The organism is uncultured Mesonia sp., assembly GCA_947499595.1.
In the GTDB taxonomy this organism is placed as follows: domain Bacteria; phylum Bacteroidota; class Bacteroidia; order Flavobacteriales; family Flavobacteriaceae; genus Mesonia; species Mesonia sediminis.
Map to the genome: position 1 here is coordinate 267,188 of CANMOY010000002.1, position 16,330 is coordinate 283,517.

Here is a 16,330-nt window from a genome sequence, read left to right on the forward strand (position 1 = left end):
CGGTTGTGTTGCAGTACAATTTACGCTAACTTATTGTATGAATGGTGCTCTTGTATTACCACCAATTATATACCGTAAATTAAATCAAACAAAATTAATTAAATATGAAGTTATTTGTACAACTGCTTCTGTTTTCTGTAAGCTATTTTGCTTATAGTCAGTCTTGCTCATTCATTTTAGAAGGGAAAGTTATAGATTTCCATGACGGGCAAGCCTTAGCTAATGCAAAAGTAGAATTGTTAAATACCAATCAAATAATATACACTAACGCTAAGGGCGAATTTAAATTTAAAGAGGTATGTGAGGGGGCTCAAAATCTACGCGTCAACCATCCTGATTGTCAAGAACTAATCTACCCTATCTTGATAGAACGAAACACTAAGACCACCATTTACTTAGAACATCATTTAGAGGAGTTAGAAGTGGTAAGCCTGGTAGGGAAAATTAATAGAGATCAAACAAAATCTAATCCTAGTGTTGTGGTAGATCGAGCCGTTTTAGACAAACACAGAGGTGGAAGTTTGGGGGATGCTTTGCAAGAAATAGCTGGAGTTTCCTCTTTGACTACCGGAAATAGTATTGTAAAACCCGTTATTCAAGGATTACATAGTAGCAGAGTTTTATTGATGCAAAACAACGTACGTTTAGAGAACCAAGATTGGGGGGTAGAACACGCGCCTAGTATTGCTATGCAGGCCGCTCAAGAAGTAGAGGTTGTTAAAGGTGCGTCGGCTTTGGCACTAGGAGGGGATGCTTTAGGAGGAGCCATAATTACTTCACCAGCAAAGATACCTGTAAAAGATACCCTTTACGGTTATACTGGTCTTGTAGCTGCCAGTAATGGTAGAGGAGGAGGTTTACATACCCAGCTTACCAGGTCTTTCGAGAAAGGATGGTATGCTCAGGCAGATGCGTCGTTTAAACGCTTTGGCGATGCAAAGGCGCCAGATAATTTTTTAGCGAATACCGGCCATTTAGAGAAGGCTCTAACTTTAAGAGGTGGTTTAAATAAGTTTGTACAAGGCTTTGAGGTTTACTATAGCTACTATCAAAGTGAAAACGGTATTTTAAGAGATGCGCATATTGGTAATGTGTCTGATTTAATCAGAGCTATTAATCGGGAGAAGCCTATAAGATCTAGGGATTTTTCTTATAAGATAAATGAACCCAAGCAATCGGTAACGCATCATCTGGCAAAGTTGTCTTATTACCGAAGGTTGGAGAATATAGGTAAAATAAAAATGCATTATGCCTATCAGGAAAACAATAGATTAGAGTATGACATCCGTCGAGGTGATGATGCAGGAAAAGCCTCTCTAGACCTAAACTTAAAAACCCATGAATTTCAAACCAATTTACAGATTGATTACGACACTAACTATGATTTAAATGCCGGAATGGTTTTAACCTATCAGGATAATTTTGCCAACCCACTTACTGGTGTAAAGCGTCTAATTCCAGATTACAAGCAGTACAAGGTAGGGGGTTATATCACAGGAAATTATAAATGGGATGAATACTGGACTACAGAAGCAGGCCTTCGTTTTGATTATACACATCTCGATGCTCAAAAATTTTACCTGAAAACGAGTTGGGATAAAAAGGGTTACCAGCAAGATTTTTCTAATATTATAATAGAAGATTTTGGAACGCAATACTTAACCAATCCTAAATTTGATTTTCAAAATTTTTCGTGGATTGGAGGTTTGAAATATGAACAAAATGATTTTGAAGCTACTCTAAATTATACAAGAGGGCAGCGTGCGCCTAATGTAGCCGAATTATTTTCGGATGGATTACACCATTCAGCAGCCATTATTGAATTGGGCGATTTGCGATTTAAACCCGAAACCTCACATAAAATAAGCCTTAACTTAGCGCAAGATCTAAATGCGTTTAGCTTCGTAGCTAATCCTTATTTAAATAGGTTTACAGATTTTATCACTTTAGTTCCAAAGGGCCTAGAAACCACTGTTAGAGGGGCTTTTCCTGTCTGGGAATACGAACAGGTAGATGCCTTGTTGTGGGGAATAGATGCCCAGGCCAATTACAGAATAGCCAAAAATTTTGAAAGCCAAGTTAGTTTTGCTTATTTGGTAGGACGCGATTTAGATGCAGATAATTATCTAAACGAGATGCCCGCGCCCAATTTCTTGTATCAGCTAACCTATAAACGAGAAAATTGGAAAGATTTACGAATGAGCGTCCAGGCTAAACATAGCCTAAGGCAACATAATTATCCTAATAATAATTTTTACTATGAAGTGCTTAACGAAGGTAACTATGAGGAGGTACTGGTCGATATAAGTACGCCGCCAGAAGCCTATATCCTTCTTGGTTTTGAATCGTCTGCGCGCTTTACACCTTTTAAAACAGGCAGCTTAGAAGTAAATTTCCAAGTTCAAAACATATTGAATACTCAATACAACGATTATTTAAACAGATTGCGTTATTATGCCTATCAACCGGGACGCAATTTTATTCTTAACCTTACCTATAATTATTAATTTTAAATTTAAATACCATGAAAACAATTCAGTTTACCCTATTCAGTCTATTATTCCTAACTTTATTTACCAGCTGCTCAGATGATGATGCCCCAGAAATCATTAATGAGGAAGAAGTAATTACCGATGTGACGCTAACATTTGTAAATGAAGCTAATGAAACTCAAACCTACACCTATACCGATCCTAGCTACCGAGATGAAAATTACCAAGAACCGGTAATTATGCTAAAACCAGGATCCACTTATCAAGTGGAGTTACAATTTTTTAACAAGTCAAATCCGCAAGACATCGAAGATATTACCAATGAAGTTCGTGAGGAACGCAATGATCATTTTGTTACTTATGCATTTGGTCAAGTAGCGGTAGATTTAACACGTAATGATAGCGCTTCAGGAATAGATGCAGCAGGTATCCCTATTGGGCTAAATACCATTTGGAAAACCCAAACCGCAGGTAACGGCACATTGGTTGTGAAATTAATTCATGAACCAACCCTTAAAGATGTAACTAACCCAATGGGTTCATTTACGGGAGGAGAAACAGATGTTGAGGTGGCTTTTCAAATTCAAATAGGCCTTTAAATTTTAAACCTTACTTTCTCAGATATAATTTGTTATTTTTGAGGGGCAATTAAACAGCAGTAGCATGAAAAAAATAATATTACCACTTTTGGCTGTAAGCGTAATGGCTTGCAAAGAAACGCCAAAAGAAGACAATCAAAACCAACAAAAAGATATTGCTTTGACATATCCTAAAACCAAAAAGGTAGATAGCGTTGACACTTACTTCGGTCAAGAAGTAAAAGATCCTTACCGATGGCTAGAAGATGACAGAAGTGCTGAAACCGAAGAATGGGTTAAGCAGCAAAATGAAGTTACATTTAATTACTTAGATCAAATTCCGTACAGAGATTCATTAAAAAATCGCTTGGCAGAATTATGGAATTTCGAAAAAGTAGGTGCGCCATATACAGAGGGTGATTACACTTATTTTAGTAAAAATGATGGTTTGCAAAATCAATATGTGATCTATCGTCATAAGAAAAATGAGGATGCGTCTACAGCAGAAGTTTTTCTTGACCCTAATAAATTCAGCGAAGACGGAACAACTTCTTTAGATGCATTTAGTTTCTCTGAGAATGGTAAAATTTTAGCATATTCTATTTCTGAAGGAGGTAGCGACTGGCGAAAGATTATTGTGATGAATGCAGAAACTAAGGAAATTGTAGAAGATACGTTAGTTGATGTTAAGTTCAGTGGAATTTCTTGGAAAGGTGATGAAGGATTCTTTTACTCCAGCTATGATAAACCAGAAGGTAGCGAGTTGTCGGCAAAAACAGATCAGCATAAGCTTTACTATCATCAATTGGGTACTGCCCAGAAAAGTGATCGTTTGATTTTTGGAGGAAGCCCAGAAGAAAAACATCGTTATGTGCGATCTGCCGTTACCCAAGACAATAAGTATTTACTTATTGCAGCCAGTGTAAGTACATCGGGAAATAAGCTTTTTCTTAAAAATTTAGAAAAACCGAATAGTGCATTAGTAACTATTTTAGATCACACCAAATCAGATACATATTTGTTAGATAATCAAGGAGATCAGTTGTTTTTAACAACCAACTTAAATGCGCCCAATAAAAAAGTGGTGCAGGTAGATGCTAAAAATCCACAACCAGAAAATTGGAAAGACCTTATTCCCGAAACAGAATTTGTGTTAACACCTACCAAAGGGGGCGGATATATCTTCGCTAATTATATGAAAGACGCCGTTTCAATGGTAAAACAATATGATTACAAGGGTAAATTAATTCGTGAAGTCGAACTTCCTGGTGTGGGAACCGTAAATGGATTTGGAGCTAAAAAGGAAGATAAAGAATTGTATTATTCTTTTACTAACTATGTTACCCCAGGTAGCATTTACAAATATGATATAGAAAAAGGGAATTCAGAAGTTTTTAATACACCAAAAATCGATTTTAATCCAGAAGATTATGAAAGTAAACAGGTGTTTTATACCTCTAAAGACGGGACTAAGGTTCCTATGATTATTACTCATAAAAAAGGTCTTGCTTTAGATGGCAAAAACCCTACAATTCTTTATGGTTATGGCGGTTTCAACATAAGTTTAACGCCTTCTTTTAGTATTGCCAATGCGGTATGGATGGAGCAAGGCGGGATTTACGCCGTGGCCAACCTACGTGGAGGTGGTGAGTACGGAAAAAAATGGCATAACGCTGGTACTCAATTAAAGAAACAAAACGTGTTTGATGATTTTATCGCTGCCGCGGAATTTTTAATCGATAAAAATTATACTTCTAGTGATTATTTGGCTATTCGAGGAGGTTCAAACGGAGGCTTATTGGTTGGAGCAACCATGACGCAAAGACCAGAGCTTATACAAGTAGCATTACCAGCCGTAGGCGTGCTAGATATGTTACGCTACCATACCTTTACCGCCGGGGCGGGATGGGCATATGATTATGGAACAGCAGAAGATAGCAAAGAAATGTTTACTTATTTAAAGGGATATTCACCTGTACACAATGTAAAAGAAGGGGTTTCCTATCCAGCTACAATGATTACTACTGGTGATCATGACGATCGTGTGGTGCCTGCACATAGCTTTAAATTTGCAGCAGAATTGCAGGAAAAGCAAACAGGAGACAACCCAGTTTTGATTCGTGTTGAGGTAAACGCAGGTCATGGAGCAGGAACGCCGGTAAGTAAAATTATAGACCAATATGCTGATATTTACGGCTTTACGCTGTGGAATATGGGGGTGAAAAACTTATAAACACTGCACAAAATTGAAATAGGGCTGTTTAAAAACCAAACATAATGTTATTAAAACTGGTTTTTAAACAGCCCTATTTTTTAATATTGATCTATTAAATATTTAATTAAATCTGTGGTGGTTACAATTCCCACTAGTTTTTCGTTTTCAATAACCGGTAACGCATGAAATTCTTTTTCAGCTAAAATTTCTGCAACCTCTTTGATGCTGTGATTGGGTGTTACAGAGGTCAATGCTTTTGCCATTACCTGTTCAATGGTAAACATTTCGTAGACAACAGTATCTACACTTTTATCTTCATCGTCTACTGCATCAGCAAAACTAATGCGCAGCAAATCGGTATAGCTTAGCATACCTTTAATTTTATCCCCGCTAATAACTGGGATGTGCCTAATTTTATGTTTTTTAAATAAACGTTCTGCATCGGCAAGACCTTGTTGGGTGTTTAGGGTAATAACGTCTTGGCTCATAATTTTTGAAATGGGTTCTCTTTTTTTCATAACGTTTGGTTTGATTTAAATTCTACCTTAAATTTCATAAAAATTTGATAAATAAAAACTGATTTAAATCAGCTTATTTCAGCTTCAATTAAATTTGCATTATTATGCTTCAGATACATCAAATCAGTTATTTACATCAAAGTAATTTAGGAATACAAAATATTAGTTTTAACCTACAATCCAGTCGGCATTTAGCCATAATTGGTTCTAGTGGTTGTGGGAAGAGCACACTATTAAAATGTATATATGGCTTATTCGATTTACAGCAAGGGAGCATTTATTTTAAAGCTGAACGCGTTTTAGGGCCAGCTTATAATTTGGTGCCTGGTCACCCGCAGATGAAGTATTTGGCTCATTATGATAATGTTATGCCCTATACGAGCGTTTCAGAAAATATAAAAGAGCATTTGAGCAGACAGCATCCAGAAGAAAACGAGCGGCGTTGTCTTGAATTGTTAAAGGTAATAGGTTTAGAAGAATTTGCTAATACTCAAGTGAAAAATCTAAGTGGTGGCCAGCGTCAACGAGTAGCTCTTGCCCAAGTTTTAGCCAAAGCACCTCAATTATTATTGCTCGATGAGCCATTTAACTTTATAGACAATTTTAAGAAGAATACTTTAAGAAGGAATATATTTAAATACCTTAAAAAAGAGAATATTGCCTGTATTTTTGCCACCCATGATCGGGATGATATGTTAGCTTTCGCTGATGAGGTCTTGGTATTAGAGAATGGTAAAACAATCGCTCAAGGAAATCCTAAGATATTATTCGAAAATCCGGGAAGCAAAGCTGTGGCGGCCTTATTTTATGAGGTAAATGAATTACCAGCCTCGTGGTTTAATGACGCTTTTAAGGGTACTTTTTTAGTGTATCCTTTTGAATTGAAGTGGCACCGTCAAAAGCAAAAGAATGGAGTTGCAGTACAAATAGAGCAGTCTTTTTATCAAGGGACGCATTTTTTAAACCAAGCTAGACATCAAGATGAAATTATATTCTTTGAAACACCAAAACAATTGCAAAGAGGAGAAAAAGGCTGGTTAGAACTTAAAGACGATTTACTAGAATCAAGACTAATCTAATTCTATAATGCAGTAAGTAACCTTAGCATATTGTATTTTGTCATTCTGTTTTTTGCCCAGAAAGGCTTGAGCAAGAGGTGACTGCAATCCGATGGAATAAATGCCTTTCTTTTCGAGTTTTGGAATAGATAAAGGTATGCCAATTAAAAAGCTAGCTTTTTCTGTTTTTATATAACTACCCCAAGCGACTACCGTTGAAGTTTGCTGTGTTTTTAAGCGCTTTAGCTGTGTACGTTGCTGCAAAAAATGGTTACGACTGATTTCTAATTGATTTAGCCGAGCCGAAAACATTTCTCTGCTAGTCTCAAACTTGTCGCCTGCAGAAGATTTTGATTCTCCCGCCATATCGCTTTGTAGACTTTCTATTTCATTTTGGAGCAGATTGATATGCTGCTCTAGCTGATTTTCACAAAGTTCAATAAATTCGATTTTACTTAACATTTAATAAATAGCCTTAATCTTGGTCACTAGCAAACCATTCAGCAAAACTGGTTTCTGTTTCTTGCAATCTCAAACTAAAAAGCTCAATATTTTTAGGAAGTCTAGCTTTAATTTTATCGGCAAAATCGGTGATCATTTTTTCGCTAGTAGGCTGGTAATTTACTAAAATAACGTTATGATCCCGTTTCATTAATTCTTCGGCCAGCTCAATATGTGGAGTGTTTTTATTGAGTACAGTAGCATGATCAAATTGATCTACAATCTCTTCTTTTACTATTTTTTTTAGGTCCCCAAAGTCAATCACCATACCGTTTTTCACGTGATTGCTATCGTGAATAGGGGTGCCAATTACAGTCACATTCAGTTTATAGCTATGACCGTGCACATTTTTGCACTTTCCATCATATCCGTAAAGCGCGTGCCCAGTCTCAAAATTAAATTGCTTGGTAATTCTTATTTTACTCATTACTTTTTAAATTTATTATACAAAACCACACCAATAAGAACCAATCCTAAAATGACAAAAAGGCCATTACCGCTCAAAAATTGTAAAATATCCATTTGTTTGATTTTCGGACAAAGTTACAATTTAAAAGCGAAAAAAATGTTTTAGTAGGATGCAACTAAGGAAAGAATAATCTATTTTTGTTAGGCTTTTTTTAGAATTGAAATATTGAATACAACCGAATTATTTGAGCAGCTGGATTTTCAAGAGAACCCCCTATTTGAAGAAGTTATTGCCAATCTTGTAGCGCAGCAATATAGTATTGTAGATGGGTTTTTTAACCAAAGTGAAGTAAATACCTTACGCAAAAGATTACTGGAGCTTTATGATCAAGAACAGTTTAAAAAATCTGCCATTGGTAATAAAACCAATGAATTGATTGAAAGAGAAATACGTGGCGATTTTATTTTATGGATAGATGAAGCCCAAACTTCTCATCAAGCCGAGCAGGTATTTTTTAATAAAATTAATAATCTGGTGCACTACTTAAATAAAACGTGCTTTTTAGGCATACTGCATAAAGAGTTTCATTTTGCAGTTTACCCTAAAGGAACTTATTACCAAAGGCATTTAGATACTTTCATGAATGACCAACGCCGTAAACTATCTGTAGTATCCTATTTAAATGATAGCACTTGGAAATCCGAAAACGGTGGCGAATTGATTATTTATACGCCAAATGGAGAGGTAAGTGTGGTACCAAAACCAGGTAGAATAGTTGTTTTTGAAAGTCAAGTTTTAGAACATGAAGTGAAAGAAGTAACTCATGATAAACGACTGAGTATTACCGGATGGCTAAAGACAAGATAAAAAAATAGGCTGTCTAAAAATGACAACCATTGAGATTTAAGATTCGAGGCAAATTTTAATACCTCTAGCAGAAATATTGTGTTTAATGATGTTTCTATTATTACTACCAAAATCATCGGCAATCTCTTCTAGGGTATCTTATATAAACGATTTACTGTAACTCGTGTTTACCGAATTAGAGCCAGAAAGATAAGGGTATATAACAGGTGGTGCGCCCTCTACAGTATTAAACACCTACTCCCTTAATAGGTTTTATAAGGTCTTGGTTGTTTTTGAACTGAAGAAAAAAGCGTATTTGATTCGATTTTTCTAAAATAATGGTGACTAATTCTGCTTTAGAAACATATTGTCTTTTGTGGGGTTCTATAAAGCTAAAACCATTTAGCGATTCTCTAAAATTAATGCGCTACAAGTTTTTTAGTTCTGATGAATTTATGAATCTACTAGGGTGTCTTGAGAACAAGCCAAAGCTTCCCAATGCTAATACAAGGCTCAAGGCCAAAAGATATAAATGCGTTGTAATTAAAACAAAAGTGGCTTTACTTAATTACTTTTTATTTTTCTTATTCACATAAATAAACAAACCTACAATAAATACAAGAGCAATGATATACAACCAATTTGCCGTTATAAAGTCGGTTAAGCTATACCAGCCAAATTGCTGTTGAGTGCCTGTGTTTTCTTGGTTTGGGGTAAAAGTTTGTTGCAGTAAAAACATAATTTTTTAAAAAAAGATACTTTAATTTATTCAACTAGCCAAAAGCCAAGACTGCTTTTGATTTATTTTAGCATTACAATCCGCTAAGGTAACTGCTATATAAATCTTGAAACTGAGTGCCGTTGTTATATTGATGCTTGCTCAGCATATTAAAAGCGGTAAGACCCCATAAAGCTAACTCAAGTGTAAAAGCTAGATCTTTCTCTTTAAGTTCTGGCAAGCACTTTTGCACCAGATTTACCAATGGTTTTATTTGAGTTAAGGTCTGCAGATATTCTTGCTCCCCAAAATCTTCATCTAAGTGAATCCCATCATTCGTTGCAAACCAAGCAATCACCTCATCATAGGGGCTAGCTTCCTCTTGTTTTTTAAGTTTTTTAATCTCAGGCAATAGTTTAGGATAAATACTTTTAACTGCATTTTCAATAAGGTGTTTAGCGACAAAATTTGGCCCTTCTTGTTCACCCTCATATTGCAACTCTACTTTACCGGTAAGAGCAGGAATAATACCCATAAAATCGGCAAAACGCAAACTGGTTTTATTTTCATCATTCAACAACATACGCCGCTCTGCTGTACTTATTAAATTTTGAAATGCCGTAATACTCATACGGGCACTTACACCACTCTTTGCATCAACATACTCACTTTTGCGTGCTTCAAAACCAATTTGTTCAATAAGATCGCGAGCCAATTCTGGTATATAAATGGCAGCGTCTAGGCCCTCTTCGATACCGCTCTCTTGCTTTGTAATTTGTTTTGCTATAGTTATGTTTTGCGGATAATGTGTTAGAATTTGTGAGCCTATGCGATCTTTAAGCGGAGTAACAATACTTCCCCTATTAGTATAATCTTCTGGATTGGCCGTAAAAATAAACTGTAAATCTAGTGGTAATCTGAGTTTGAAACCGCGTATTTGTATATCGCCTTCTTGTAAAATATTAAAAAGAGCCACTTGAATTCGGGCTTGTAAATCGGGTAGCTCATTTATTACAAAAATACAACGATGCGCGCGGGGTATCATACCAAAATGAATCACTCGGTCATCTGCATAACTTAATTTTAGATTTGCTGCCTTTATTGGGTCTATATCACCAATCAAATCGGCCACACTAACATCTGGAGTGGCTAATTTTTCTGCAAAACGATTTTCTCTATGCAACCAAGAAATCGGAGTTTGATCACCATGTTCGGCTATCTTTTCTTTTCCGTATCTAGATATAGGGTTTAAAGGGTCGTCATTGATTTCAGAACCTTCAATTACGGGAATATATTCATCTAAAAGTTTTACCATCATTCGCGCCAAACGTGTTTTAGCTTGACCACGTAAACCAAGTAAATTGATATTATGTTTAGATAAAATTGCTCTTTCTAGTTCAGGTATCACCGTATGTTCATAACCAAAAATTCCTGTGAATACCTGCTCTCCCGCCTTTATTTTACGAATTAAATTATCGCGAAGTTCGGTCTTAATCGATTTAGATTTATAGTTAGCCGCTTTTAAGTCTCCTAGGGTTTTTATTGAGTGTGGGTTCATAAGTTACTATTTTCTAATTTATTTATCTTGTTTGGGCGCCCCCAAAAGGGCCGGGCTTTCGCAAGTCGCTTTTTTGCTGTCGCCACCAAAAAGAGCTCCAACAGTTGCTCAATTCCTGGCGCAATTTTATAGTAAAAAGATGGTTAGTTTTAACTTTAAAATCCGTCTAGAACGCAATATCAACGCAATCTTCTTTTCCTGTTGGTTTCATAATCTTCAAAAATCATTTCGCCTAAGTTATCTAATCCTGTATAAAATGCTTTGCCTTGGTTTGAAGCAGTAAATTGTTTTATAAATTCTATTAAATAAGGGTCGCTAGCAATCATAAACGTGGTAATGGGTATATTTAATTTACGGGCTTGAGCGGCCATATTGTAGCATTTCTGAGTAATGCGCTCATCAAGACCCATCGAATTTTTGTAATAGTTACCATCGGGTAACCGCAAACAACTTGGTTTACCGTCTGTAATCATAAAAATTTGTTTGTTGGCATTTTTCTTTCGGCGTAAAATATCCATAGCCAATTGTACGCCGGCTACGGTGTTGGTATGAAATGGCCCTACTTGTAAATAGGGAAGATCTTTGATTTTTATAGGCCAAGCATCGTTACCAAATACAATCACATCTAGGCTGTCTTTGGGGTAGCGCGTAATAATCAATTCAGCCAAGGCCATGGCTACCTTTTTTGCAGGCGTAATACGGTCTTCACCATACAAAATCATGCTATGGCTAATGTCTATCATCAATACAGTACTCATTTGAGATTTGAATTGACTGTCTTCAACCACCAAATCATTTTCGGTTAAATTAAAATTGTTTAAACCATGATTTATCTGCGCATTTTTTAAACTTTCGGTTATTGATATTTTATCTAGCGCATCGCCATATTGGTAAGCCCTGAATTCTCCTGTTTTTTCATTTGAATTTCCTTTAAATTTAGTTTTGTGATTCCCGCTTGCGCTTTTACGCATTTTACCGAAGATTTGATTCAAAGCGCGTTGTCTTAAAGCTTGTTCTGTTTTTGAAGTAATATTTATTTGTTTACCTGTCCCATCTGGCGTTAATCGTTCTTGTATATATCCTTTTTTCAGTAAATCGGCAATAAAATCATCCAGAGTGTAATCTGCCGTGGTGAGTAGGTATTCTTTATCCAGTTCTCGCATCCAATCAATGGCCTCATCAAAATCTCCAGAAGTATGAGTTATCACTTCTTTAAAAATTTCAAAAAGACGCTCAAATGGGGTAGTATGTTTTGGCTCGTAAGTTTTAAAAATAAAGCCTTTTTTATGTAACTGCATACGTATTCTTCTGTTGCTTAAAAATACGAGAAATTGCGGAGAATTTTCTTAAGACAGCTGTTAAAGCCTTGTGAAGTTTTAGAGGCTTTGTTTAAGGTATTTTTGCCTAAAACGAATGATGAGAGCGCTACTACGAATGAGCATCCAGACAAAAAAGCCAATCCATACCGCATAGAGTTTTAAACCGAAATAATCTGCCAGTAATAGGGCAGGGGTGAAACCTAAAAAAGTAGCAATTAAAAGAACATTGCGTAAATACTTTGCTTCGCCCAGGCCTTTAAAAATACCGTCAAACATAAAAGCCAAAGCGTTTACAGGTTGCATTAGTAAAACCATCCAAAAAACACTGGCAAACAACGCCAGCACTTTAGTATCTTTATTGAAAAGCAATCCGATTTCATTATAGAAAATGGCACAAACCCCCATTAATAATAAGGCGATTATTAGGGCATATTTGCTAATATCTTTACTTAGATGCCATAATTTTTGGTAATCTCTTGCGCCTAGCAATCTACCACTTATTGCGTTTCCTGCATTGGCATAGCCGTCTATAAAAAACGAGAAGAACAACCAGATATTCATAAGAATACTTTGCGCTGCAATATAGTTTTTACCGTAGCCTGTGGCATACGCATTGGCTAAATAAATAGCAAAATTAAGAGCTGCAGTGCGCACAAATAAATTGGCAGCCATGCTTAAAAGTGGTTTTAATCTTGGGTTGAGTCTAAAACTTAATTTAAGATGAAAAGGAGTTTTTTTAAAAAAATAATAAAGTGCTAGCGCTAACATGCAAGCTTGAGCAATTACACTGGCATAGGCGGCTCCGGCTAAATGCATAGGGTTAATAAGGCCCTCAACTCCATATACTAATGCGAAATCTAAACCTACATTTACCACAGCACCTAGCAAACTACATTTCATTGCCCATAGCGTGTTTTGTAAACCACGAAAAACACCAAAAATAGCAAATGTAACAAGCGTAAGCGGATAGCCTAGTGCCCTTATAGTATAATACTCCTGCGCATAATTTAAGATAAGTCCTTCGGCATTGTATGCGCTAAAAATAGCTCTGGCAAAGTAGGCAGTGAGAGCGTATATAAATAAACTTAAAATGAAATTTAAAAAAATAGCCTGTGGCACTAAAGTTTTTACTGCGTGTAGCCTATTGGCACCTAAGTGTTGTGAAACTATGGCCGAAATAGCGGTTTTGGTTTGTGCTACAATCCAAATGATAGCCGATAAGAAACTACCTACAATTCCAGCGGCTGCCAAGGCTTCAACCGAATTATTTTGTACATTCCCAATTACGGCAATATCGGTTAAGGAAATAAGGGGTTCGGCTATTCCTGCGATAATCGCAGGAATAGCAATTTGGTTAATTTCTTTGAAAGAAATTTTATGACCCAAAACCTATTTATTTTAGCTGTTAACTGGTGAAAAGTGCTTTAAGTTCGGTTGCCTCTTCCGGCTTCATTTTTTTGGCCAAAACTAAACTCAATTGACGTCTTCTTAAAGCAGCATCGTAATGCATTTTTTCTTCGTCTGTCTCAGGTTTTATGGGTGGTACACTTACGGGAATTCCCATATCATCTACCGCTACAAACGTATATATTGCATCATTGGCCTTAGTGCGGTTTCCGCTTTCGCGATCTTCAATCCATACGTCAATTACAATTTCCATAGAACTTTTAAAAGCACGTGATACTTTAGCTTCTATGGTTACCACACTACCCAAGGGTACAGCTTTTTTAAACGCCACGTGATTAACAGAAACGGTTACCACAATTCTTCGGCTATGTCTACGAGCGGCTATACTGGCAGCACGATCCATACGAGCCAGTAGTTCTCCTCCAAACAGATTGTTCAACGGGTTGGTCTCTCCTGGTAAAACTAAATCAGATAAAATAGTGTGTGATTCACTTGGGGTCTTCGCCTTCATTCAAATTTTTTCAGCAAAGATAAGCTATTCTTATAAAATGAAGATTAAAGTGCTTTTACCAATAACCAAGCACCCTCTTCCTTAGTGGTTTGTATAGTTTTTAAAGCCTTAAGTGCTTCGGAACGATTTTGATAACTGGCATATATAACCTGGTGAAGACCGTATTGGTTTTTACCTATCTCTCTAGCAGGAAAACCTAAAGTGCGAAGTTGTTGGGTTTTTTTACTTGCATTCTCTTTTTCTCTAAATGCTCCTGCAACAATATGGTAGTTACCTCTAGGAGCTTGCTTCACCTTATAAACAATCTCAGGTAATGGATTGCTTAACGCAAAAGTAGCTTCTTGAATTTTCTGCTCTACTTTTTGGTTAGCCGCTTCTTGCGCTGCTAAATTATGATTGTTAACTTCTTGCTTGAGTTGTTGATAGCCTAAAAATCCCGCAATACCTAAAAAAATGATACTCGCCGAGGCAACACGCAGAAAGGGAAATTTCGACTCTTTTGGTTGGAGCGTTTTTTCTTTCTCTTGCTTGGATTCTTCGGGTAAGTTTATAACGGCTGGTTTTCGACTTCCGGGTAACTGGGTTGTAGTTAAACCAAAAGCTTCTGTAAGCAGGTTGATGGTAGGATTAGCTTCAAATAATACTTTATTTTGATCTAATTTAAAATTCCCTAAACTACCAAAGCAAACTTCATCGTACTTTTCTAAGCTATTTATTAAGTCGTTGACTTCACGATTAACCTTTGCTTTTGCTTCTTCGTAGGAAAGATTTGAAACTTTAGCTATATAATTAACCAGCAAACCATCGTCTTGCTTGAGCTGAGCATTAAACGATATCTTTTTATATGGGGGGGCTATATTTTGGGTGCTTTCATGAATTTTAGCCGATTGGCGTTGAGCCAATATACCGCCAAAACCAGGAATAATCACGCAATCGTGCCGGTATAATAAATCTTTTATTTGTTGGTCTAAACTCATATTAACAAATTTAATAGATTTTATTAGTTTTAAAAAAAGATGAAGCTAATTTTATTAACAATTCTTTTTGCTTATTTTTAAGGTATTAATTTTCAGTAGAATGACAGAAAACGAATTACTTTATACGCTGGCTTTGCAAAGAGTAAATGGGATTGGAGATATCTTAGCTAAAAAACTTTTAAAAATCTTCGGTAAACCAGAAGCTATTTTTAAGGCTAGTCGAAAAGATTTCGAAAGCTTAGATGGTTTTGGCGATTTTCGGGTAGAAGCCATTCTCGAAGGGGAAACTTTAAGTCGAGCCGAAGAAGAACTCCAATTTATCCGTAAAAATAATATCAAGCCTATTTATTTTGAAGATGATGATTATCCTAGTTTGCTTAAACATTGTGTAGATTCTCCCATTTTATTGTTTACTCAAGGAGATTTTAATATAAATAACAAACGCATGTTAAGTATTGTAGGTACACGGCAGGTGACCAATCACGGAATTGCATTTTGTGAATCTTTATTAGAAGCCTTAAAGCCGCTTAACCCCGTAATTGTATCAGGGTTTGCTTATGGTGTAGATATTGCTGCCCACAAAGCGGCAGTAAAAAATAATTTGCAGACTATTGCCTGCTTGGCACATGGTTTAGACACTATTTACCCCAAAACACACTCTTGTTATATGCCTGATATCCTAAAGCATGGAGGTTTTTTTACTGATTTTTGGAGCAATGCTAATTTTGATCGTAAAAATTTTATCCGGCGTAACCGTATTATTGCGGGACTTAGCGAAGCTACAATTGTTATTGAAAGCGCAGAAAAAGGGGGGTCATTAATTACGGCAGAAATTGCTAATTCGTATAACCGAGAGGTATTCGCTGTGCCTGGTCGTACTACCGATAGTATGAGTATTGGATGCAATAAACTTATAAAAACTCATCAAGCTAGGCTTCTCACAGGCGTAGAAGATTTAATTTATCAATTAAACTGGGATGTCAAAGAAAAACCTATCCAAACCCAATTGTTTGTAGATTTAGAAGGCGAGGAGAAGCTGGTTTATGAAACACTCAAAAGCATGGGGAAAGCAGAGGTTGACAATCTTGCCTTAAATTGTGAATTACCTACTTTTAAACTCAATCCTATTTTACTAAATCTAGAGCTTAAAGGCGTTTTACGGCCCTTACCAGGTAAATTATTCGAGGTGATATAAAAAAATCCGCTCGAGGGCGGATTATTTT

15 protein-coding genes are annotated in these 16,330 nt (G+C 36.3%); 6 read left to right on the plus strand and 9 right to left on the minus strand.

Going from position 1 to position 16,330, the window contains the following annotated elements; translation table 11 throughout:
• Positions 1 to 104 precede the first annotated feature (104 nt).
• The 3 genes from ACH2AZ_RS03410 to ACH2AZ_RS03420 all read left to right on the plus strand — a co-directional run bounded on the left by ACH2AZ_RS03410 (position 105) and on the right by ACH2AZ_RS03420 (position 5,303).
• Positions 105 to 2,507: a TonB-dependent receptor gene (locus ACH2AZ_RS03410; protein WP_394906647.1), complete on the plus strand. Its 2,403-nt coding sequence runs from the start codon at positions 105 to 107 to the stop codon at positions 2,505 to 2,507.
• 17 nt (positions 2,508 to 2,524) lie between these two features.
• Positions 2,525 to 3,091, plus strand: coding sequence for a hypothetical protein (locus tag ACH2AZ_RS03415; protein ID WP_394906648.1), 567 nt, complete (start codon positions 2,525 to 2,527; stop codon positions 3,089 to 3,091).
• 64 nt (positions 3,092 to 3,155) lie between these two features.
• The gene (locus ACH2AZ_RS03420) at positions 3,156 to 5,303 is read left to right on the plus strand and encodes a prolyl oligopeptidase family protein (RefSeq protein ID WP_394906649.1); all 2,148 of its coding nucleotides are present in this window, start codon (positions 3,156 to 3,158) and stop codon (positions 5,301 to 5,303) included.
• Between the two features lie 80 nt (positions 5,304 to 5,383).
• On the opposite strand, the gene ACH2AZ_RS03425 is transcribed toward ACH2AZ_RS03420, so the two are convergent.
• Entirely contained in the window at positions 5,384 to 5,803 is a 420-nt protein-coding gene (locus ACH2AZ_RS03425) for a CBS domain-containing protein (RefSeq protein WP_379046971.1), read from the minus strand.
• 104 nt (positions 5,804 to 5,907) lie between these two features.
• Between ACH2AZ_RS03425 and ACH2AZ_RS03430 the strand changes: the two genes are divergently transcribed.
• Complete coding sequence (locus ACH2AZ_RS03430) at positions 5,908 to 6,882, plus strand: ABC transporter ATP-binding protein (RefSeq protein WP_394906650.1); 975 nt, start codon at positions 5,908 to 5,910, stop codon at positions 6,880 to 6,882.
• Here ACH2AZ_RS03430 and ACH2AZ_RS03435 read toward each other — a convergent pair.
• Together ACH2AZ_RS03435 and ACH2AZ_RS03440 are read right to left on the minus strand one after the other, a co-directional pair.
• Positions 6,874 to 7,323 (minus strand): hypothetical protein, encoded by a 450-nt coding sequence (locus tag ACH2AZ_RS03435; RefSeq protein WP_394906651.1) that lies wholly within the window; start codon positions 7,321 to 7,323, stop codon positions 6,874 to 6,876. The genes ACH2AZ_RS03430 and ACH2AZ_RS03435 overlap by 9 nt on opposite strands.
• A gap of 13 nt (positions 7,324 to 7,336) precedes the next feature.
• Positions 7,337 to 7,789: a 6-pyruvoyl trahydropterin synthase family protein gene (locus tag ACH2AZ_RS03440; protein ID WP_394906652.1), complete on the minus strand. Its 453-nt coding sequence runs from the start codon at positions 7,787 to 7,789 to the stop codon at positions 7,337 to 7,339.
• 204 nt (positions 7,790 to 7,993) lie between these two features.
• On the opposite strand from ACH2AZ_RS03440, the gene ACH2AZ_RS03445 reads away from it, so the two are divergent.
• Positions 7,994 to 8,638, plus strand: coding sequence for a 2OG-Fe(II) oxygenase (locus ACH2AZ_RS03445; RefSeq protein ID WP_394906770.1), 645 nt, complete (start codon positions 7,994 to 7,996; stop codon positions 8,636 to 8,638).
• Between the two features lie 547 nt (positions 8,639 to 9,185).
• On the opposite strand, the gene ACH2AZ_RS03450 is transcribed toward ACH2AZ_RS03445, so the two are convergent.
• The 6 genes from ACH2AZ_RS03450 to ACH2AZ_RS03475 all read right to left on the minus strand — a co-directional run bounded on the left by ACH2AZ_RS03450 (position 9,186) and on the right by ACH2AZ_RS03475 (position 15,107).
• Complete coding sequence (locus ACH2AZ_RS03450) at positions 9,186 to 9,356, minus strand: hypothetical protein (protein WP_379046962.1); 171 nt, start codon at positions 9,354 to 9,356, stop codon at positions 9,186 to 9,188.
• 73 nt (positions 9,357 to 9,429) lie between these two features.
• Complete coding sequence (locus ACH2AZ_RS03455; protein WP_394906653.1) at positions 9,430 to 10,893, minus strand: magnesium chelatase; 1,464 nt, start codon at positions 10,891 to 10,893, stop codon at positions 9,430 to 9,432.
• A 179-nt stretch (positions 10,894 to 11,072) separates the two neighbouring features.
• Positions 11,073 to 12,191 carry a VWA domain-containing protein gene (locus ACH2AZ_RS03460; RefSeq protein ID WP_394906654.1) on the minus strand — a complete coding sequence of 373 codons (1,119 nt, stop codon included), beginning with the start codon at positions 12,189 to 12,191 and terminating at the stop codon, positions 11,073 to 11,075.
• Positions 12,192 to 12,269: 78 nt separating this feature from the next.
• On the minus strand, positions 12,270 to 13,598 hold the full coding sequence (locus tag ACH2AZ_RS03465; protein WP_394906655.1) for an MATE family efflux transporter: 1,329 nt from the start codon (positions 13,596 to 13,598) through the stop codon (positions 12,270 to 12,272).
• A 19-nt stretch (positions 13,599 to 13,617) separates the two neighbouring features.
• A complete protein-coding gene (locus ACH2AZ_RS03470) occupies positions 13,618 to 14,130 on the minus strand; it encodes an acyl-CoA thioesterase (RefSeq protein WP_147861927.1) in 513 nt (170 codons plus the stop codon).
• 44 nt (positions 14,131 to 14,174) lie between these two features.
• On the minus strand, positions 14,175 to 15,107 hold the full coding sequence (locus ACH2AZ_RS03475; RefSeq protein ID WP_379046949.1) for an SPOR domain-containing protein: 933 nt from the start codon (positions 15,105 to 15,107) through the stop codon (positions 14,175 to 14,177).
• A gap of 100 nt (positions 15,108 to 15,207) precedes the next feature.
• On the opposite strand from ACH2AZ_RS03475, the gene dprA reads away from it, so the two are divergent.
• A complete protein-coding gene (gene dprA / locus ACH2AZ_RS03480; RefSeq protein WP_394906656.1) occupies positions 15,208 to 16,302 on the plus strand; it encodes a DNA-processing protein DprA in 1,095 nt (364 codons plus the stop codon).
• Positions 16,303 to 16,330 lie beyond the last annotated feature (28 nt).